This window comes from Lactiplantibacillus songbeiensis (genome assembly GCF_005405125.1).
GTDB classification, from domain to species: domain Bacteria; phylum Bacillota; class Bacilli; order Lactobacillales; family Lactobacillaceae; genus Lactiplantibacillus; species Lactiplantibacillus songbeiensis.
This window is the reverse complement of the sequence record NZ_BJDL01000035.1, coordinates 1-20,256: the sequence shown is the minus strand read 5'-3', so window position 1 is coordinate 20,256 and position 20,256 is coordinate 1. Positions and strand designations below refer to the sequence as shown.

The following is a 20,256-nucleotide window of genomic DNA, read 5'->3' as shown; positions in this document are numbered from 1 at the left end:
AAATCGGGGAAATCACCCGGTCAAGTGACGCGACACGGCGACTATCTTGGTCACTACGACTGTTAATTGGTAAAAGTTGCTTTTAAAAAATAAATCAGTCACCCGGGTGTTAGTCTGATGTGTCGATAATTAGTGATGGACTAATTGTCTCACTAATAAGTTAGTTTAGGTGGTGCTAGGTGCTAGTTAAAATGCTGCCAAGTTCTTGGCTAAGTTACCGGATTAAGCATAACTAGTCGTTAATTAACGCCGGGCGGGCCAACATTGGCTCAGTGGTGTCGTTTATCTTAGTCGTGGTTTTTCGACTTAGATAAAGCCCGGCTTGGAAGACCGCCCTTTGGCTTCCAAACGCGACCACCAAGTTCCAGCCAATGCTGGCCCAACCAGAGTGGCAAGTTACGTTCAACGCGTGCCATCTGAAAATTTTTGCTAAAAGTATTTATTCAGACTTGTTTAATTTGTACCCATGACTTATAATCTTAATTGTAATGAAAGCGGTTTAAAATGCAACCGTTAAAAGTAATAAAAACAAAAAAGAATTTAGGAGCGTGTTGATTATGGCTGAAAAAACAATTATGTTGGTCTGTTCTGCCGGAATGTCGACCTCATTATTAGTTTCAAAGATGCAAAAAGCAGCGGAAGCTGACGGGATTGATGCAGATATTTTTGCAACCGCTGCCAGTGATGCCGATAACAAGCTAAAAGAAAAGAACCCTGATATCTTAATGCTTGGACCACAAATTCGCTATATGTTAAGTGACTTCCAAAAGAAAGTCACTGATATTCCTGTTGAAGTCATCAACATGCAAGATTATGGCATGATGAATGGTGAAAAAGTCTTAAAAGAAGCCGAAGCCTCAATGGCCAAAGCCGCAAAATAGTTATCAATTAACCTAGCAAGTACCAATCAACGTGATCGTCCAAATCCGGCGATGACGGTTGAACTAAAAAATTAAAAAGGATGTATAAATTAATGGCAGAAGAAAATCAAGCAACAGAAACCGACGCAAGTTTAGAAACAATCATGGGATTGATCGTCAATGGTGGGAACGCTAAAAGTTCCGCTTTTGAAGCGATTCGGGCCGCTAAGGAAGGCGACTTTGACAAGGCTGATGCCAAGTTGAAGGAAGCTGATAACTTCTTGACTGAAGCACACAATGCTCAGACCTCAATGTTAACTGATGAGGCTTCTGGCAAGCATACCCATGTCTCATTGCTCCTTGTTCATTCACAAGATCATATCATGAACGCGATTACGTTCCGCGACTTAGCTGGTGAAATTGTTGATTTATACCGGCGTTTAGACGCTGAAAAGTAATGATTAGAACTGCCGTTAATTTTGGACCGCGACTAGTGCTACGGGATTAGTTGAGGTTCTTTTTTCGGAGTATTTTCAATGTATATACATTTTTAAAAATAAACCACTCATTTTTAAATAACAGACAACTCATTTGGAGGTATAAATCAATGGTAAATGGATATAAAATGCCGAAAGACTTCTTATGGGGCGGCGCAGTCGCTGCTCATCAATTAGAAGGTGGCTGGCAAGCTGATGGCAAAGGCGTCAGCATTGCCGATGTCATGACCGCTGGCCGCAATGGCGTGCCCCGTCAAGTGACGGATGGCGTCAAACCGGGAGAAATCTATCCGAACCACTGGGGGAATGATTTCTACCATCGTTACCCAGAAGACGACCAACTCTTTGAAGAGATGGGCTTTAAGTGTTTCCGGACCTCGATTGCGTGGACGCGCATCTTCCCGAATGGCGATGAAGATGAGCCGAATGAAGCTGGCTTGAAGTTTTACGATGACTTGTTTGATAATTTATTGGCGCACCATATTCAACCAGTGATTACCTTATCTCATTTTGAAATTCCCTATCACTTGGTTAAAGCTTATGGTGGCTGGTCCAATCGGAAGATGATCGATTTCTTCGTTCATTTTGCCAAGACGGTCTTCAAGCGGTATCGCAACAAGGTCAAGTATTGGATGACCTTTAATGAAATCAATAATCAAACGGCGTGGAAAGATCCGCACCCACTATTACAAAACTCTGGGTTACAATTGGGTAAAGACGATAACTGGCAACAGGCAATGTATCAAGCCGCGCACTATGAATTAGTCGCTAGTGCCTTGACGGTGCAAGCGGGGCATGCCATTAATCCTGATTTCCAAATCGGTTGCATGGTGGCAATGTGCCCAATCTACCCATTGACCGCTAAGCCAGAAGATGTCATGAAGGCGGAACGGGCGATGCAGACGCGTTACTGGTACGGTGATGTGCATTGCTTAGGCGAATATCCAAAGTGGTTGCCAAAATATTTGGAACGTAAAAATATTAAATTGGACATTACCGATGATGATTTGGCCACGTTAAAGGCCGGTACCGTTGATTATGTAGGTTTTAGTTATTACATGTCATTTGTCACGAAGGCTAAGGCTGATGAAGCGCCAGCATACGAATATACGGAACCAGATGACTTTGTCGAAAATCCTTACGTTGAAAAATCAGACTGGGGTTGGCAAATCGACCCAACCGGATTACGTTATTCGATGAACTGGATGCAAGATCGTTGGCATTTACCACAATTCATCGTTGAAAATGGCTTTGGGGCTTACGATAAGAAGCAAGCGGACGGCAGCGTGCATGACGACTACCGGATCAGTTATTTCCGCGACCATATCAAAGCAATGGAAGAAGCCGTGGCACTTGATGGGGTTGACTTGATCGGTTATACCCCATGGGGTTGCATCGACTTAGTCTCAGCCAGCACTGGTGAAATGGCGAAACGTTATGGATTTATCTACGTGGATGCCGATGATAATGGTAAAGGTAGCTTTGACCGTTCGAAGAAAGATTCATTCTACTGGTATCAAAAAGTTATCGAATCCGATGGCGCTGATTTAGGGTAATTATAAGAAGCTGAAATTGTAAAAAGCAGTCGTTAGGCAGCCTGATTTTCAGGTTGGTTAGCGACTGCTTTTGCGTTATGCTAAAGGTAAGTCAAAACCTTGGAGGACAACGGCGATGAACGGCATCTATTACGGGGATCTCTTATTTTTAGGTGTGACGGCGCTAGTGATTTTAGCACTGGCAGCTGTGATTTTCTTTTTGTTTAAATTACGACGTTAAAGTTGATGCTAAAAGCGGCGCGACCAGTGAAGGCGTGCCGCTTTTAGTCTGCGAATAATCGTTAAGATTTGACATAGTTAGTCTGATTCGGCTGGTATTTGACTTGGTTAGCTTGCATAATTAGGTCAAAATTCAATCTGTGGGGGACTTGGATCATGCATAGAAGGATTCAAATTGGGAGTCTCATTGCTTTAATGATCATTCTAATCTTTTGGATAACCAATATTCGCATACCAGCGGATAATTTGCTGTTGAATGGCGTTTTCGGGCTATTGCTAATCGGCTTAGCTTGGATGAGTTATCAATTATGGCATCAGCACTAAAAACCACCGACCACGTATTCAGTAGGTCGGTGGTTTTTAGTTAGAAGTAATCGATTAGCGCTGGTTTGTCATGAACCAAACTCGCATCTAGTCGTTGGGCTGCAGCGAGGTCGCCGGTGAGTTGACCATAGTGCCAAGCACTAGCCAAGCTCCGGGCGCCAAACAGTGCTTTGGTGAGTTGCTGAATCGAGAGTTGTAAGTCGCTAGTGCTGGTTAAGTCGGCAGTCACACGGTTTAAAGTGACTTGACCGTGCGTGACCTGTAATTGCCAGATGCCTTGGTTAGCCGGTAGCGTCGCATCGGTTATCGCTAAGCGGATAGGCGTGATATCGCCAGTAAACGGGTAGCGTTTTAAAAAGTCATGCAATAACACGATGCGCGCCATCATATACGGGGTCGTGGTGACGTGGAGGGCGTATGGATTTTCGAACAAATCCGCTAACGGTGCTTCACTTGGCGCTTCGTAACTAAACGTTTGAAAAGTCGTGCCGTGTTTGGTCACAAAGTTAGCTAGTCGTTGCTGAGCAGTCGGGGTGCTAGCGGCCCATTCCTGAATGGCAAAGGTGGTAGCTTGGCGATCGTAGATGAGATAACCTTCAATTTGTTGGTCGGCATTGCGATAAATCGCGACGGACCAAGCATGTTTTAACGTCAAGTAATGTAACCACCAGTCAGAACGAATCATGCCACCACGCTGATTGATTGGTTGCGCCGCGTAAAAGTCATTAATTAGGACTAGACCTTCATTGCCGTAACGGGTGATGGTCCCAGACAAGTCGTAGGGCTTAATAACCGGGAGATCGTGGGCCGCAATCGTGTGTTGCGTGTGATTAAAGACTTGTTCGTAACCGAATTTACGGTAATAAGCATAAGAAAATGGCGCGAGATAGGACAACGGAATCTGCTTAGCGGCCATTTCTTGTAACGCAGCGGTAAGTAACTTACCAGCGCCGCCACGGCCCGAGTATTCGGGTGCACTCATGACATCCCCGATGCCGTTCATCGGATAGGTGACGCCATGAAAGTTGACTTGAAATGGCAAACTATACAGGCCACTGACGAGTTGTTGATTAGCGTGCAAGCCATAAATCCAACCGTGTTGATAACGATCCATAAAGAAGGCCCGTCGTGCAGCACTATCATGATTATTGAAGGCATATTGATACAGTTGATAGAATGCATCGCGGTCGGCATCACTAGTTAAACGTAAATTTTCAGCCATCCAGTACTCCTCCTTTTTACTTAGCGGCGACGAGCTTGAAGTCGGCCCAAGGTGCTAATAAGTCCAAACATTGGGCGTCACTGGCGACGACATGGCCAACAACATTGATGCGGCCAGTATTTTCAAAGTCACGCCGGGCAATCTGGAGTTCACCTTTGTATTGGCCAAAGTCATCATTGTCGATTAACAGGTCGCCGCGTTTAACATCGGTCGTGGCATGGGCTGGAAAGTCGCAATCTTTATAGATTACCCGCGTTTCGGAGGAGCGAATGACGTAATCTGAGAAGTCGCCACGATACGTTTGCGGTTGATCGAACAGTACTGCTTTTTCCGCTGCTGTGATATCGCTGACCGTTTCAACATGTAAGGCGGGGTAGGGGCTGAAGAAGACGTCACTGGCTGCTTTAAGTTCAGCTTCACTGGCATAAGCGTTAGCGATGAGCACATCGTCAATGAGTCCTGTCATCTTCAAATGTTGAACTTGTGCGGCAAGTGGCAAGCCTCGGTGTTGTTCTAATGTACAGAGGCCATCTTGCATTGGCCAAGGCCCATAAGTCGCGTCATTTGATGAGACGAAAGCGGCGGTGTTTAAGCCGTATTGCCGATATTGAGTCGAAGTCTGGACGAAGTAATCATAACCGAGACCGGTATACTGTTGTGGATAAAAGTTATGTGATCCAAGTAGATTATCTTTAACCGGTGAATAATCCATAATCGTATCCACATAGTGCGTCCCTTTCGACATGTTGACTTCAATCTTGATGCCATATGGGTTATGCGTCATCCGAGATTCTTCGGCACCAGTAAAGCCGAGGTCTAAGCGGACACCCCAAGCACCGAGGTCATGGAAAAAGGATAAGTCATCGTAAGACACGCCAAGTTGTTTGAATAAGCCCGGGTTCACATCAACCATGACTTGTAAGCCTAATTTGTTCGCGTAAGTAATGACACGTTTGAAGTTAGTGACAACTTCATCGGCATCGCCTTTGATTTCTAGTAACGAAGTGAAGACACGTTGGTAGCCATACTTGGCAGCCAGGTCCAAATAAGCGGCATCCTTTTCAAAAGTTGACCGTTCTGGATAAACGGATACTCCCAGTTTACTCATAATAAAATTCCTCCATTGCAATTGCTGTATTCGCTTACATTATCGCACAGATGATTGGTCCATACCAGCAATTACGGTAAATTGGTACCAACAAATTTTAGACATGCGAGTTCGCTGTTAATCAGTGGGGGATTATGATACGATTTTGACATAAGTACTGTTGAATTTGCTTAGGTTGTCGCTCCGGTTGGTCTGGATTGATGCTGGAACGTGGTGGCCGCGTTTTTGAGCCGAAGGGCGGTCTCAAAAGCCGGGCTTTGACTAAGCTGAGAAGGTCACTCACCTAAGTCAAACGACACCACTGAACATCATCCAGATCAACCTGCGCTAATTAGGGTGTATATTGATAATCGATATGTTGACCAGCATGTTTGCTGTGTCAGTCAATGATAGTTATATACAGATGATACATTTGGTGCTAGTTGACGTTGTGACTAGATGTTTTCTACTTAAAATAGCTGGTTAAAAGTCAATACGAAACTCAGTTATAACTAGCAGTCATTAACGACGGGCGGACTAGAATTGGCTCAGTGGTGTCGTTTATCTTAGTCGTGGTTTTCGACTTAGATAAAGCCCGGCTTGGAAGACCGTTCCTTGGCTTCCAAACACGGGCACCACGTTCCAGACAATTCTGGGCCAACCAGAGTGGCAATTTTAATCTAACTAGCAATATAATCGTGAAAAAATAAATCAAAATTAATGGAGGAATCATCATGACATTTGAAGCAATTTTACCTGAATTAAAGGCTGGCAAAAAAGCCGTTCGGACTGGTTGGGAAGGAACCGAATTGTATGTGGTCCTGCAACCGACAACCACGTATCAAGGGGATGTATTGAACCCATACTTCTTGATCAAGACCGCGGATGAAGCCTTCAGCTTATGGTCACCAACTGATTGTGATATTTTAGCCGAAGATTGGCAGTTGGTTGCCTAATGCAATTTGATGAATTTACCGGGCAAACGGTGCTGGTAACTGGTGCCGCGTCTGGAATTGGTTTGGAGCAAGCCCAAGCCTTTTTGACGCAGCGCGCCCGGGTGATTGCGATTGATATTCAACCACGGCCCACAGCGTTAGCGGTGACCGAGCAGTTAAGCTATCAGGTGGCCGATGTTACCGATGCTACGGCATTAACGGCGGCTATTTACGCTGGTATGCAACAATTAGGAACGCCAGCGATTGTCTGCAATACCGCGGGAAAGTTGGATGGTTATCGGCCAACCCTCGAGACGAACTTAGCGGCGTGGCAAGATTTGTTAGCGACGGATTTAACAAGTCAATTTATCGTGACGAATACAGTGTTACCGGCGATGCTGAAGCAACAACATGGGGTCTTTGTGAACATGGCCTCGATTGCTGGGCTAGTTGCTGGTGGTGGTGGGGCCGCGTATACCGCGGCCAAGCACGCGATTATCGGTTATACGAAGCAACTTGATTTGGATTATGCAGATCAGGGCATTCGAGCCAACTGTATTGCACCGGGGGCGATTGAAACGCCGATGAATGCGGCTGACTTTGCGGGTGACGGCCATATGGCGACCTGGGTTGCCGGTGAGACGCCTGCCAAACGCTGGGCGCAACCGCATGAAGTGGCAGATCTGACGCTGTTCTTAGCGAGTCGCCACGCCGATTATATTCATGGAACGGTCATGCCAGTTGACGGTGGTTGGTTAGAAAAGTAGGGTTAAAAATGAAAGATTGTTTGTTTTGTGCGCCGCAGCCGTATGTCTTGGAAAACGACTTGGCAGCGGCTTTTTTCGATATTCATCCAGTGAGTCGTGGTCATTTGCTGATTATTCCCAAGCAGCATTATGCCACTTATTTTGAGGTGCCCACTGCAGATCAGCAGGCAATGATGGCTTTACTAAAACAAGCGAAGGCCTATTTAGATGCGCATTATCAGCCAGATGGTTATAACATCGGCATCAATGTTGGCGCGGCGGCTGGTCAGACGGTGATGCACTGCCATCTACACTTGATTCCGCGATATCACGGCGATGTGCCTGATCCAACGGGTGGCATTCGCAAGATGTTGCCGGCTGATCAAGGATAACGGAGACTAACTTTAAAATAGATGGGGATACGAACATGCGTAAACGACGAATTTGGTGGGGATTAGGAATTAGCTTGATTGGGTTAGGCTTGTTGATTGGGACCGGATGGACGCAGCAATTGGCGACTACGGCAACCGTCACAGCGCCCAAACGGAAAAAGCATGTTAAAGTGGCGACTAAACTGGCGAAACCCAAGCCGTTAACGGCCGCTCAAAAGCGTCGACGGGCCGCGGATCGGACTGATGGTGTGGGAAAAGTTTTAGCCACCCGGGCTGGCAATAGTCGGGTGCCTTATCAGCTCGCCAATGACCATGTGAAATTATATGATAGTTTGAAACACGTGAATAATCGGTATCATGTGACGGTTGATGGTGATGAAGAAGAGATTTCGGCGCCGATTAAAGTCGTGATTGCTAAGTTGTTCGATACTGAAAAAGGCACGTATTGTTTGATTCAAAATGTGCATCATGTGGCCGTTAACCGACCTTTTAAGGCGTATGCTAAGCAAACGTGGACGAACCTAAAGCCGAATAATGACTGGGGTTATATTGCGTTAAAAGATTTACGCCGGACGACTTATCGGCGGTCGGTAACGACCTTGCCGAAGGTGCCGTATTATTTAACGTCGTTTGAAGGTAAAAATCCGTCAAATCTGGCAATGAATCTAGGGAATACGATTGTCCATGCTTGGTCGAATGTACCCGGGACGGTTTTCCGCGCGTTTGCCCATGACACGGACACGTTATTGAATCAGCAATTCTATGCGGTGAAACGCCTAGTGCGGACAGATGGTCGCCGGTACTTGTTACTGAAGACGGCGAGTGGCCGAACCATTGGCTGGTTGCCAGAAGAATCCCAATTAGTGCAAGGCCGGTATCACGACGCAGCGACGGTGTTATTGACGCCTAAATCGACTGAAACGGTGACACAGGCTGTTCAGCATACAATCAAACGAACTGAAAGTAGTGGTTATCTCAGTCGCAGTCGTGTGACTTGGGTGACGGATCGGCAACATCAGCTTAAGCGAGCTTTAATCTTGACGGCAATGAATACGCCGATTAAAGTGACGTTTAGAGCTGGTCAAGCACAGCAAGTGACCTTTTATCAGCCGAATCGGCGTCGGAATCGCGTGATTAAGGTGCATTTCAAAAAGCAGTCTAACCAGCGGACTTATGATCGTGAAAATGAATATGGCGATGCTGGCAGTGTCACAGTTTACCGAAATCATAAGCGGCGTCTGGTATCGTTTAGTGATGGCGATGATCCGACTGATGAAGAAGGGTATACGGCAAGTGGTGTCTTATATCGCAATCGGACGGCCACGTTTAAAAGTGGGATTTGGTCTAATCAAGATGATTAAAAAGTGAGGTCAATAAAAATGGATGCATTAGATAAAGCCGGGCGGACCGGTCAGATTTTAGATGAGCAACCGGTGTATCAGGGACCAATTTTTGACTTGGTCAAGCAAACCATCAAAACGCCGGATGGGTTAACGGTTGATCGGGATTTAATCAAGCATGGCGATGCAGTTACGATTTTAGCGATTACCGATGATGACCAAGTTGTCGTGAATACAGAATATCGGGTTGGTTTGAATGCCGAAACGATTAGCTTACCAGCGGGATTGATTAATGCTGGTGAAGCACCGTTAGTGGCGGCAACCCGCGAATTACAAGAAGAGACGGGTTATATTGCTCATGATAGCCAAGTGATGACGGCGATTACGTCGTCTGAAGGCTTTACGAGTGAAACGGTGAACTTGATTTTGACTCATATTGATCCGACTGAGCATGGCGAACGTCACTTCGATGCCGATGAATTCGTGAATAATCAGTTGGTGCCGCTGCGCCAAGTGATTGATTTATTGCGGGCTGGTAAGATTCGGTCGGCTCAGGCGGTCTGTGCCTTGACGTGGTATTTGAACTTTTTACGTGAGGCGTAGCGGATGAACTTAGCTGAAAAATTTGCTTATATGGCGACTGGTCAGCCGTATTTAGATTTGGATGCTGACTTGATTACCGCGCGTAACACCGCAACAACCGTGACGACTCACTTGAATGCCATCACTGATCCCATAAAACAAGTGCCAATTTTTCGCAATTAGTGGGCAGTGCGGGCCAACAGCCGTTTGTTAATCCTAACTTCCGGGTTGAGTTCGGACGTAATATTCATGTCGGTGACCAGTTTTACGCTAATTATGATTGTGTGATGTTGGATGGTGCCCCGATTACGATTGGTGATCATGTCTTATTTGGTCCGAAAGTTGGCTTGTATACGAGTAACCATTTATTCGATGCAACGGAACGGCAAAATGGCGGTTGTATTGCCAAACCGATTACAATTGGTGATCGTTGTTGGTTAGCGGCCAACGTCACTGTTTTGCCGGGCGTGACGATTAGGGACAAGACGATTGTTGGCGCTGGCAGTGTGGTGACGCACGACCTGCCAAGTAATGTCCTAGCAGCTGGAAATCCGTGTCAGGTGTTGCGGCCAATTACTGCAGTGGATCGGACTGGGTTTACGGGGATGAGCTTTACGGAATAGGCTTAGCAAATCAACGATTAATGAAACAAAAAAATGGTCAACAATTACTTGGATGTGTCAGTAATTGTTGACCATTTTTAGGTGTTAGGGATGTGGTAAGGGGGCATTAGTCTTGTTTGGGTTTATTTAAACAAGTCTGAATGGGTACCGATATCAACAAAAGCGACGAAGTCATCTTCATAACGATAAATCAGAATCCAGTCTGGATAGATGTGCAAATCACGATCATTTTTAGACATGTTTTCTAATTTGTGGTCTTGATATTTAGCTTCGAGCTGTTCATTTTTTAATAGTTTATCGTAAATAATTTCAAAATCTTTAGCGTGATATTGACCACTGCGGATCATTTTACGGTAATGCTTTTTAAATTGGCGTTCGTATTTAGGATAGTAGATATATCGTTCACTCATTGAGCCAACGTAAACCAGCTTGGGGGTCTGTGAAGGCAATATAATCTTTGCTAGTGAGTGCTTTTTGTAAACGATTATTTGGTCTTTCAGCATCAAATGGTAATTTGCCAGTAGCAATGGTTTTATCTGCGAAAAGTGTAAAAGCTTGTTCTGGGGTTAGACCGGCTGATTTAAAAATAAGATGTAATTTTTGGGCTTTATCAGCGTCAAGTGAAAAGTTGATTTGTTCTTCCATGGTGAACCTCACTTTCATGATCAGACTTAATTCAATCCGAGTGTCCCACCTAAAATAAAGCATATCAGCAAGATGATAATAGTCAATTAATACGTTTGAATTAAAATGCCACTTGCCAAATAGAGGATACTAATGCTTATTTTAACGGACAGGTGTTCGAGATGATAGTGATAGTTTTAAATTAATTTTTTATTATTTGAAAAAAAGTTTAATTGTCCTGGTGCATGTCAGTTGTTGGGGCGAATAAGAAAAAGACCAACAAGGGACTAAGCCGTGTTGGTCTTTCAGTAGTTATCTAAATAGTTGGCAACGGTGTGCTAAAGGTGATCTACTTAAAATAATTCTCCAAGAAAACAGCCACCCCATCGTCATCGTTACTCAAGGTGTCATCAGTTGTCGCGGCTTTTACCTTTGGAATGGCATTAGCCATCGCGACACCGACTTTGGCAGCTTTGAGCATACCGAGGTCATTTTCCTCATCACCAAAGGCCATTAAGTTACTGAAGTCTTCGTTGAAGTGCGCTAATAAGGCCTTTAACCCGGCTGATTTATCGGTACCAGCTGGTAAATATTCTAATAAATTACGGCGTGAAGGCACGACGTGGAATTTATCCGTGACCGCCTGTGGCAAGTTGGCTTGGATGCTGGCCACATCTTCATAAGCACTCACGACTTTACCGAATTGGTCATCGGCAGGCAAGTCTTCGAAATGCACGTCTTTAAAAGGCATTAAGCCACGCATGAAGTCTTCGTATGGTGACTTACCAAGTTCGACTAACGAATAGACTTGCTTTAAGTCGATGACATCAAGTGGAAAGTGTTGCGCTTGGGCGTAGTCGTACAGCGGCTGAATATCAGCCTTCGTGACACTATTACGAGCTAAAACATCACCGGTCGTATTTTGCTGCACGAGGCCACCATTGAAGGTAATGGCAAAGTCAGTTGGCTGCTCTAAATCTAATTGCTTTAGAAAAGGTTGGATAGCCTTGATTGGTCGGCCGGTACAGAGCACAATCCGTTTACCAGCGGTGTGGAGCTGCTTTAACACCGCTTCAGTTTTCGGCGAAATCGTCTTGTCAGATGTTAATAACGTATTATCTAAATCCAATGCAATTGTCGTAATCATCCTAAAAGTCCTTTCTAGTTAAGCTTTAAAATAGCCTTAATGGCAGCGGCCATGGCGTCGGGTTCCGTAACTTGATGATGGCGTACCGGCGCTGTCCGTAAATTGTCAACGGTTGCTGGAATGGGCGTCTTAATCAAGGCGTGCAACTGGTCGACGGCCGCTAAGCCATCAACGTCATGGTCTTGTCCGGTAATAGCTGCTAAGACCGCTTTCGGGAATTTATACGGACTAGCGGTTGAAACGACCACCATCGGCCGCTGGTCCTTCGTGGCGGCTTGGTATTGCTTCGCTACGGCAGAGGCTACGGCAGTATGTGGATCAATCGTGTAGTGATGATGCGCATACAAGTGGTGGATTTCGTGTTGATCTTGACCTTCCGTGACGAAGCCCGCCCAGAATTCCGTAACCGCTTGGCGCATGGCAGGGGTCAAGGTGTATGCACCTTTCGTTTGTAAATCAGCCATCAAACTAGCTGTTTGCTTCGGATCTTCACCAGTTAGATAGAAGATTAGGCGTTCCAAGTTACTGGAAACTAAAATATCCATGGATGGTGAACTCGTTAAGAAAAATTCCCGGTTCTTGTTGTATACGCCGGTATTAAAGAAGTCAGTTAACACGTTATTGCGGTTTGACGCACAAATTAGTTTATGAATCGGCACACCTAATTGTTTGGCATAGTAGCCGGCTAAGATGTCGCCGAAGTTCCCGGTTGGCACACTAAAGTTGACTTCATCACCATTTTTAAGCTGGCCTTGCTTGATCAATTGGGTGTACGCATAGACGTAGTAAGCCACTTGTGGGAATAGGCGGCCAATATTGATCGAGTTGGCACTTGAAAATTGGAATTGGTTGGCTGCTAATTGGGCGTGTAACTCGCTGTCATTAAGCAGTTCTTTGACTTTGGTCTGAGCGTCATCAAAGTTTCCATTAATCGCGACCACGTAAGTATTGTCACCAACTTGGGTCACCATCTGTTGTTTCTGAATGGCGCTGACCCCAGCTTGGGGGTAGAAGACGATGATCTTGGTCTGGTCGACATCTGCGAAGCCAGCCATAGCGGCTTTACCGGTATCACCCGAAGTTGCTGTTAAAATGACGACTTCAGCTTGTAACTGGTTCTTTTTAGCGGCGGTCGTCATTAAATGCGGTAAGATTTGCAAGGCCAAATCTTTGAAGGCAATTGTGGGACCATGGAAGAGTTCTAAGTAATATTGCTTGCCATGCTTCGTAACGGGGGCAATGGCTGGGTCATCGAACTGATCACCATAGGCAGCTTGAATACAGCCTTTAAGTTCAGCTTCGGTGTAATCAGTAAAGAAGAGCTTTAAAACCTCGTAAGCGACTGTTTGATAATCGGCCTGAGCTAGTTGGTCAAAATCAAAGTCAGCTTGTGGCAAGGTAACGGGGACAAACAAACCACCATCAGGAGTTAAGCCTTGTAACACGGCTTGTGAACTCGTCATGGTCTGGCTTGCAGATTCACGGGTACTGCGATAAAGTGTTTCCATAGATGAACGTCCTTTCACTTAGTTTGCTTTAAATGATACACTAATTTACGAGCCAGCGGGGGCGTTTCCACGAAAATAACCGGGAATCTTGTTGTGAAATGTAACCGGTTACTACTTTGGCGATTGTTGCCGCTCCGGTTGGTCTGGACTGACGCTGGAACGTGGTGGCCACGTTTGTGAGCCACAGAGCGGTCTCACAAGCCGGGCTTTGACTAAGACCGGGGAAAGTCACCCGCTCTAAGTCAAACGACACCACTGAGCGTCATCCAGCCCGCCCTGTGCTATTATTGCTGTTAATTCAAGATTATTTAGGAATGGATTAATGTTGGTATCAAATGAGCGGGGTAGCCTGGCTTATTGGTGGTCAACTGATGGTTAGATGACGTTGATGACATAATTATAGCTGTTCAATGAAAAGAAAAATCGTGACTGATTTCATATAGGTGTTTAGTACTAGTTGGGTTGATTACTTGATAATTGAGGCCAAAATGTTGGCACATTATCACTGAGTACTTTTGAAATTAGCGGTTTATACAAAATAAAGTGAGTACTCGCTAATTAACGCCGGGCGGGCCAGCATTGGCTCAGTGGTGTCGTTTTTCTTGGCTGGTGATTTTCCAGCCTAGAAAAAGCCCGGCTTTCGAGACCGCTTTATGGCTCGAAAACGTGGCCACCACGTTCCAGCCGATGCTGGTCCAACCAGAGTGGTACTCTTAATCTAACCAATAATAACTATAAACAAAAGGAGTAATCATAACATGCAATTAGCAGGAATTTCACATTGTGCCGAGAGCGCTGATACCGCGATTCTAGCGGATCATCAGGTATTGATGCGGCTGCGCACGGCTTTAGATGGTGTGCAGCAGGTGGAGTTGATTTATGGCGATATGTATTTGTGGCAGGCGGGAACACCGTTACAACAGGTGTATTTGCAGCCGACGTTAGCGACGCAAGCGCAACAATATTGGACGCTGCCTGTAACTGTGCCAACGAATCGGTTAATTTATGCCTTTAAGCTGACCGATTTAAATGGTGCGACGATTGGTTATGGCGATGATGGGTTCTTTGATGATACGGTTGCCAATTGGGCGACAACGGGACATTATTTCCATCTGCCGTACTTACATGTCAGTGATGCTGAATTACCGCCCGCTTGGGTCAAGTCGACCGTCTGGTATCAGATTTTTCCGGAACGTTTTGCCAATGGTGATGTTAGCAATGATCCGCAAAACACCCAACCTTGGGGACAAGGGCCAGTTAAGACGGACTCGTTTTATGGTGGTGATTTACGCGGTATTATTGATCACTTAGATGATTTGGCCGACTTAGGGATTAACGGATTATATCTATGCCCCATCTTCACGTCGCCATCCAATCACAAATATGACACCTTGGATCACTTTGAAATTGATCCGCATTTTGGGACGAAACAAGATTTTCAAGAATTGGTTGATGGTGCGCATGCCCGTGGAATGCATGTCATGTTGGATGCGGTTTTCAATCACTTTGGCGCGGCGTCACCCCAATGGCAAGACGTGGTGAAGAATGGTGCTAAGTCGCGGTTCGCCGATTGGTTCCATATTCATGATTGGCCAGTTGGGCGCGACCAACAGACGGGGACGTTAAACTATGAAACCTTTGGCACCACGGCCAGCATGCCAAAATTAAAGACGCAGAATCCAGCTGTTCGGGATTATTTGATTGAAATTACCACTTATTGGTTATCACAATTGGATATCGATGCTTGGCGCTTTGACGTGGCCGATGAAGTTGACCATGGCACGTGGCGGGCAATCTGTGCGGCCTTACGAGCGGTCAAACCAGATGTTTATTTGTTGGGTGAGGCCTGGCATAGTAGTCCGTCGTTAATTGGCAATGGCCAGTTTGATGCGGTCATGAACTATCCTTTAACCCGGCCAATCTTAGCGTTATTCAATCATGAGTTGACGCTCAAAGATTATGTCGGTAAGACGAATCTCCAATTGACCCAATACCCACGGCCTAATCAACAAGTGATGCTCAATGCGCTAGATACGCATGATACGGCGCGGGCAATCACAGTGATGGGCAATCAGCCGCAACGGCTACAAGCAGCGTTAACGTTAATGATGTTATTGCCAGGGAGTCCGTGCATTTATTATGGGACCGAAATTGGCTTGCCGGGTGGTCCTGATCCAGATAATCGACGTTGTATGTCTTGGCAACCAGCACCAGTAACGACGGAAATGTACGGTTTTGTCCGCGCTTTATTAGTATGGCGACGTCAACAGACTGAGTTCTTGGCGACGAGTGCGTTGAGCTGGCAGATTGAAGGCGATTGTTTAGTCCTGATTCGGCAAAATGATGATCAGACTGTCACGGGAACCTTCAACCTTGGCACGACGGCGCAAACGATTGCGAATGATGGGATGACGGTCTTAGCGGTTGGTCAGCAAGGCCAGCAATTGGCAGCCGGCGGTTTTAGCTTACAAGTTCAATAGATAAGCGGACATGCTTGGTGCTAGTTGAGATTGCCGCCTGCCGGTTGGATTCTAAAATGCTGGAACGCTATGGGCCATTTTGAAGCCAAAGAACGGTCTTCAAAGCTGGCCTTGGCCTAAGTCCGAGCAAAACACTCGTACTAAGGCCAACGACACGGCTGAGCATTTTAGAATCCAACTTATCAGCTAAATAAACTGGACTTTAAATAATCAATTGTTAATTTTTTGATTCCCGTTATGTAACGACGGGCGGGCCAGAATTGGCTCAGTGGTGTCGTTTATCTTAGTCGTGGTTTTCGGCTTAGATAAAGCCCGGCTTGCGAGACCGATTTTTGGCTCGCAAACGCGGCCACCACGTTCCGGCCGATTCTGGTCCAACCAGAGTGGTAATTTAATCCAACTAGCACCAAGCGTAATCAGGCAGAATTAAGTTTAGATGGCACAAAAACTCAGCTTAGCTAGCCGTTTAATACGACGAGTTAGGCTGAGCTTTTTGGAGTCAATCAATTGGAGTAGCAAGTTCAATTGCAAAAAAACTCGCCCGCAATTGGACGAGTTGACAAGCTTTATTTAGCAGCAGCTGGTTTGATGCCGCGACCTTGAATGAATTCGATGACAATTAAAACGACGTAGCAAATTAGGACGATGCCTAATAAGTTGGTTGTTTGCACGGTGCTGGATAACCAGTAGTATTGCCAGTTTTGGTTGTTGAAAACCCACCATACTAACAAACCGGCGATTAAGCCTAAGGTATTCATAATTGCAATAAAGAAAATATTGCCGTTTTGCTTTTGACCAGCCCAGTAAGCTGAAAGAATTGCCATCCAAACGCCCCAGACGATTAAGCCTACGACAACAACCCAATAAATAAGTGATGCGATCATCGGTACTCCTTCTTTCTACAAGTTAATACCATCATTTTACCATGAATTCGATTACATTGGGAGCTTCAGTGAGGATTTTCACAATAGAAATCTTAAAGTTGGCGGGCATTACTTGTTATTTGGAAGCGAATTATTTACAATTAGAGAATAATAACAAGGAAAATGGGAAAGGGTTGGCAATTGATGACTTCTGCATGGAACTGGATTGGAATCATTGCTTGGATTATTGTACTGGTATTGTTTGTGTGGGTATTTCATAATATTCGCGTGCGTCGCATTAAGATGATTGTTGAACGGAAACATACCTTTGAATGGCCAAGTTTATTTATCACGATTGGCGAATTAATTGTAAGTTTGGGATTAGTTGCCGGCATGTTTTTTGTCACGTTTAATCATCGGGTTAGTCTAGCGAAGAACGATGTCAGTGTCAGCTATGACTATGAACCGTTAGTCATGCAGGTTGGCAGCAATGGCTCAACTTATGTGGCCGTTGACCGTGGGAGTGCCAACAAACCGGTGCATATTTATAATTACTGGGTTAAAGGTGCTAAATATACCGTTTCCAGCAATAAGGCCACCGTCGTGACTAACTTAAATCAAGTTAAGGTGGCAGACGCCGGGATTCCATGGCGGCAACAAGCCTTATTAAAACAAGATAAGCAACATGAAAAGGCATATGTGGCAAAGATGACCGCGACGTACAAGCCTAGTTTTTGGAATGGGTTAGGTGTTCACGTGGGGCATCAAGCGATGACGCGTTGGCTGATTCGAGTCCCAGCGCAATCGTTTATTAACACAACTGAGTTACAAGCTGAATAGCTAATCAAAGGGACAATCCGCCTTGGATTGTCCCTTTTGGGTCATAAATACTAAAAGTTATTAAATGTTTATATCAGAATGTTGTTTTTAGTTTTAGTTCACCGTATAAAGGAGTAGAATTAAGTAGTTACAAATTTTTGGATATTTACACATTATTTATCTAGTTAAAATATCTGAAATCAAGCAACTAATCGAAAGATAATGAAGGAAGCGAACCGATGATAGTCGAACAAGTTAATCCACTATTGGTGTGTGGCATCATTGGCGATGAAACCACCTTAATCGTAAATAAATGTCTAACGGGGCCTTTCACCAATCGCTATGATTTGGCAACGGCACCGGTTACCACAGAGACCACGCTTAGCGAGACGGTGGCTAGAATCACTGCCATTGAGACTGGTTTACAAACGACCATTGAAAAACAACTCGGCACTATTCGTTTTACTTTTCCAGCGGTCGAAGCTGATCAGCCGCGTTGGGCGATGATCAGTACCTTTTATTTGCTACAACCTGTTAGCGGCAAGCTACTTAGTGAACGACCAGCTTTTACGGCCGCTGTTTCGGCCGGGGCTGCCCGTGTACCGTTAAGTCAGTTAAATTGGGCCAACAGTTCACCACTGGTCATGCAAGCCAAACGTTATTTGGAAACAGGCGCATTTCCGATTGCCGATCAGCGGATTTCACAATATGCCATTCCAAGTACCCCACAATTTATTGATGCTTAGTCGGTTGACAATTTAAAAGTAACGTTGTAAGTTAGAAACAGATTAAAAAATGATACGTTGATGAGAAGAGTAGCGAAGTTGTGATGACAGCGAGTCAATGGTTGGTGAAAATTGATGATTGCGGCTTGGTGAAGATGAACTCGGAGTTTAATTAACGGTGCGTTAGCGCTGTTAATTCGGATTAGTCGCCGTTATCCTGATGTCGTTTATGTAGTATAGTAAACGCAAGAGGCAGCGTAAGCTGTGAATGTAGGTGGCACCTCGGAGTGAATAACTTCGTCCTTAATGAGAATTAAGGACGGAGTTTTTTTGTGATTGAACGTTAAGGTTGGAAGGGGTTTTTAGCATGGATCAAGCAACATTTATTGAAAAATACGCCACAAATCGGCAACACACGAACTCACTGAAGTGGGACGCTTTAGATGAACGCTATGGCAATCCAGATTTAATTGCAATGTGGGTCGCTGATATGGAATTTAAAGTGCCGGAAGCGGTTACGACTGCGTTGACTAACCGAATTGCCCATGGTATTTACGGTTATTCTTATACCCCGGATAGTTATTATCAAGCCTTTTTTAATTGGGAGCAACAGCGGCACCAATTGCACTTGGAAAAAGACTGGATTCGCTTTGGAACCGGGGTCGTCAACTCATTGTATGCGTTAGTGAATACGTATACCCGACCTGGAGATGCTGTCTTGATCCTAACGCCGGTCTACTACCCATTCTTTGACGCGGTTAAAGACAATCATCGGCAATTAGTGACATCGGAACTGTATAATGATCAAGGTCACTATACCATTGACTTTGATGATGTGGAACGCCAGATCAAAGCTCATGAAGTTCGTTTATTTATCCAATGTTCTCCACATAATCCAGTAGGTCGTATTTGGACTGAAGCTGAAGAAACTCGGTTATTAGCCTTATGTGAACAATATGGCGTCTTAGTGGTTTCGGATGAGATCCATCAAGATTTAGAAATTGATCCGCAAAACCATCCGTTTAGGTCAGCCTTAACCGTCGCAGATCGCCGGTTTGAGGATAATGTGATTGTGGTGAATGCACCATCCAAGACGTTTAATATGGCAACTTTGCTGAATTCACACGTGATTATTCCTAATTCAAAGTTACGCCAACAATACGATGCTTATATGACGAGGGTTAACCAAACGGAAACCAACGTCTTAGGTCAAACGGCGGGCCAAGCTGCGTATACGGACGGGGCCGAATGGTTAGATCATATCTTGGCGATTGTCCGGAGTAACTATCAGTATTTGAAGACGACCTTAGCTGAAAAAGCGCCTAAGATTGTGGTCGCGGAGCTACAGGGGACTTACTTGACTTGGCTAGATATTCGACCATATGTTAAACCTGAATATACCCGCGAATTCATTATTGATAAATGTGGTTTAGCGGTGGACTTCGGTGAATGGTTCAGTGCCAATGATCAAGGTTTTGTCCGCTTAAACTTAGCGACTGATCCAAAATATGTACATCAAGCCGTTGCTAATATAACGACTTGTTTAGCGCAATTAACACAAAATGACTAGGCAACAAAAAAGTTGTTTGATTGAGGGACTTTTTCCAAAATCAAACAACTTTTTTTATTACCTCAATTGTCAAATCAAGTGCAACACTAAGAATCTATTCTTAGAAGTGGTCTAGTTGCTAAGCTAGTTCAGGCATT

General features: G+C 45.0%; 20 protein-coding genes and 1 pseudogene. 14 read left to right on the top strand and 7 right to left on the bottom strand.

Annotation, left to right across the window (positions count from 1 at the left end; genetic code table 11):
* Positions 1-557 precede the first annotated feature (557 nt).
* The 4 genes from FFM77_RS12935 (at position 558) to FFM77_RS14080 (ending at position 3,456) form a co-directional block, all read left to right on the top strand.
* Positions 558-881 (top strand): PTS sugar transporter subunit IIB, encoded by a 324-nt coding sequence (locus FFM77_RS12935; RefSeq protein ID WP_137636188.1) that lies wholly within the window; start codon positions 558-560, stop codon positions 879-881.
* Between the two features lie 92 nt (positions 882-973).
* Positions 974-1,318 carry a PTS lactose/cellobiose transporter subunit IIA gene (locus FFM77_RS12930; RefSeq protein WP_137636187.1) on the top strand — a complete coding sequence of 115 codons (345 nt, stop codon included), beginning with the start codon at positions 974-976 and terminating at the stop codon, positions 1,316-1,318.
* A gap of 149 nt (positions 1,319-1,467) precedes the next feature.
* Entirely contained in the window at positions 1,468-2,913 is a 1,446-nt protein-coding gene (locus FFM77_RS12925) for a 6-phospho-beta-glucosidase (protein WP_137636186.1), read from the top strand.
* A gap of 375 nt (positions 2,914-3,288) precedes the next feature.
* Positions 3,289-3,456 (top strand): hypothetical protein, encoded by a 168-nt coding sequence (locus FFM77_RS14080; protein ID WP_171001641.1) that lies wholly within the window; start codon positions 3,289-3,291, stop codon positions 3,454-3,456.
* Positions 3,457-3,496: 40 nt separating this feature from the next.
* Here the strand turns inward: FFM77_RS14080 and FFM77_RS12920 are convergent, their stop codons facing one another.
* Together FFM77_RS12920 and FFM77_RS12915 are read right to left on the bottom strand one after the other, a co-directional pair.
* A complete protein-coding gene (locus FFM77_RS12920; protein ID WP_137636185.1) occupies positions 3,497-4,678 on the bottom strand; it encodes a GNAT family N-acetyltransferase in 1,182 nt (393 codons plus the stop codon).
* 16 nt (positions 4,679-4,694) lie between these two features.
* Positions 4,695-5,786, bottom strand: a complete 1,092-nt coding sequence (locus FFM77_RS12915; RefSeq protein WP_137636184.1) for a DUF871 domain-containing protein — start codon at positions 5,784-5,786, stop codon at positions 4,695-4,697.
* Positions 5,787-6,499: 713 nt separating this feature from the next.
* Between FFM77_RS12915 and FFM77_RS12910 the strand changes: the two genes are divergently transcribed.
* From FFM77_RS12910 to FFM77_RS12885, 6 genes and pseudogenes are all read left to right on the top strand, one after another.
* Positions 6,500-6,721, top strand: coding sequence for a DUF2829 domain-containing protein (locus FFM77_RS12910; RefSeq protein ID WP_137636183.1), 222 nt, complete (start codon positions 6,500-6,502; stop codon positions 6,719-6,721).
* Positions 6,721-7,467 carry a 3-oxoacyl-ACP reductase gene (locus FFM77_RS12905; RefSeq protein ID WP_137636182.1) on the top strand — a complete coding sequence of 249 codons (747 nt, stop codon included), beginning with the start codon at positions 6,721-6,723 and terminating at the stop codon, positions 7,465-7,467. The genes FFM77_RS12910 and FFM77_RS12905 overlap by 1 nt, the downstream gene beginning before the upstream one ends.
* 8 nt (positions 7,468-7,475) lie before the next feature.
* Positions 7,476-7,838 (top strand): HIT family protein, encoded by a 363-nt coding sequence (locus FFM77_RS12900; protein ID WP_137636181.1) that lies wholly within the window; start codon positions 7,476-7,478, stop codon positions 7,836-7,838.
* 35 nt (positions 7,839-7,873) lie between these two features.
* Complete coding sequence (locus FFM77_RS12895; RefSeq protein WP_137636180.1) at positions 7,874-9,199, top strand: hypothetical protein; 1,326 nt, start codon at positions 7,874-7,876, stop codon at positions 9,197-9,199.
* An 18-nt stretch (positions 9,200-9,217) separates the two neighbouring features.
* Positions 9,218-9,781, top strand: a complete 564-nt coding sequence (locus FFM77_RS12890) for an NUDIX hydrolase (RefSeq protein WP_137636179.1) — start codon at positions 9,218-9,220, stop codon at positions 9,779-9,781.
* A 3-nt stretch (positions 9,782-9,784) separates the two neighbouring features.
* Positions 9,785-10,383: pseudogene (locus FFM77_RS12885) on the top strand (sugar O-acetyltransferase).
* A 122-nt stretch (positions 10,384-10,505) separates the two neighbouring features.
* Here the strand turns inward: FFM77_RS12885 and FFM77_RS12880 are convergent.
* From FFM77_RS12880 to thrC, 4 genes are all read right to left on the bottom strand, one after another.
* Positions 10,506-10,793, bottom strand: a complete 288-nt coding sequence (locus FFM77_RS12880; protein WP_137636178.1) for a type II toxin-antitoxin system YafQ family toxin — start codon at positions 10,791-10,793, stop codon at positions 10,506-10,508.
* Positions 10,786-11,028, bottom strand: a complete 243-nt coding sequence (locus FFM77_RS12875; protein WP_137636177.1) for a type II toxin-antitoxin system RelB/DinJ family antitoxin — start codon at positions 11,026-11,028, stop codon at positions 10,786-10,788. The genes FFM77_RS12880 and FFM77_RS12875 overlap by 8 nt, the downstream gene beginning before the upstream one ends.
* A 328-nt stretch (positions 11,029-11,356) precedes the next feature.
* Positions 11,357-12,154, bottom strand: a complete 798-nt coding sequence (locus tag FFM77_RS12870) for a Cof-type HAD-IIB family hydrolase (protein ID WP_137636176.1) — start codon at positions 12,152-12,154, stop codon at positions 11,357-11,359.
* Positions 12,155-12,168: 14 nt separating this feature from the next.
* Complete coding sequence (gene thrC, locus FFM77_RS12865) at positions 12,169-13,662, bottom strand: threonine synthase (protein WP_137636175.1); 1,494 nt, start codon at positions 13,660-13,662, stop codon at positions 12,169-12,171.
* Between the two features lie 758 nt (positions 13,663-14,420).
* On the opposite strand from thrC, the gene FFM77_RS12860 reads away from it, so the two are divergent.
* Positions 14,421-16,142 (top strand): glycoside hydrolase family 13 protein, encoded by a 1,722-nt coding sequence (locus FFM77_RS12860; protein WP_137636174.1) that lies wholly within the window; start codon positions 14,421-14,423, stop codon positions 16,140-16,142.
* A gap of 566 nt (positions 16,143-16,708) precedes the next feature.
* On the opposite strand, the gene FFM77_RS12855 is transcribed toward FFM77_RS12860, so the two are convergent.
* On the bottom strand, positions 16,709-17,026 hold the full coding sequence (locus FFM77_RS12855) for a hypothetical protein (RefSeq protein ID WP_137636173.1): 318 nt from the start codon (positions 17,024-17,026) through the stop codon (positions 16,709-16,711).
* A gap of 183 nt (positions 17,027-17,209) precedes the next feature.
* On the opposite strand from FFM77_RS12855, the gene FFM77_RS12850 reads away from it, so the two are divergent.
* The 3 genes from FFM77_RS12850 to FFM77_RS12840 all read left to right on the top strand — a co-directional run bounded on the left by FFM77_RS12850 (position 17,210) and on the right by FFM77_RS12840 (position 20,119).
* Positions 17,210-17,845, top strand: coding sequence for an LVIS_2131 family protein (locus FFM77_RS12850; protein ID WP_137636172.1), 636 nt, complete (start codon positions 17,210-17,212; stop codon positions 17,843-17,845).
* 218 nt (positions 17,846-18,063) lie between these two features.
* Positions 18,064-18,570 (top strand): NUDIX hydrolase, encoded by a 507-nt coding sequence (locus FFM77_RS12845; RefSeq protein ID WP_137636171.1) that lies wholly within the window; start codon positions 18,064-18,066, stop codon positions 18,568-18,570.
* A gap of 346 nt (positions 18,571-18,916) precedes the next feature.
* The gene (locus FFM77_RS12840; RefSeq protein WP_137636170.1) at positions 18,917-20,119 is read left to right on the top strand and encodes a MalY/PatB family protein; all 1,203 of its coding nucleotides are present in this window, start codon (positions 18,917-18,919) and stop codon (positions 20,117-20,119) included.
* Positions 20,120-20,256: the final 137 nt, after the last annotated feature.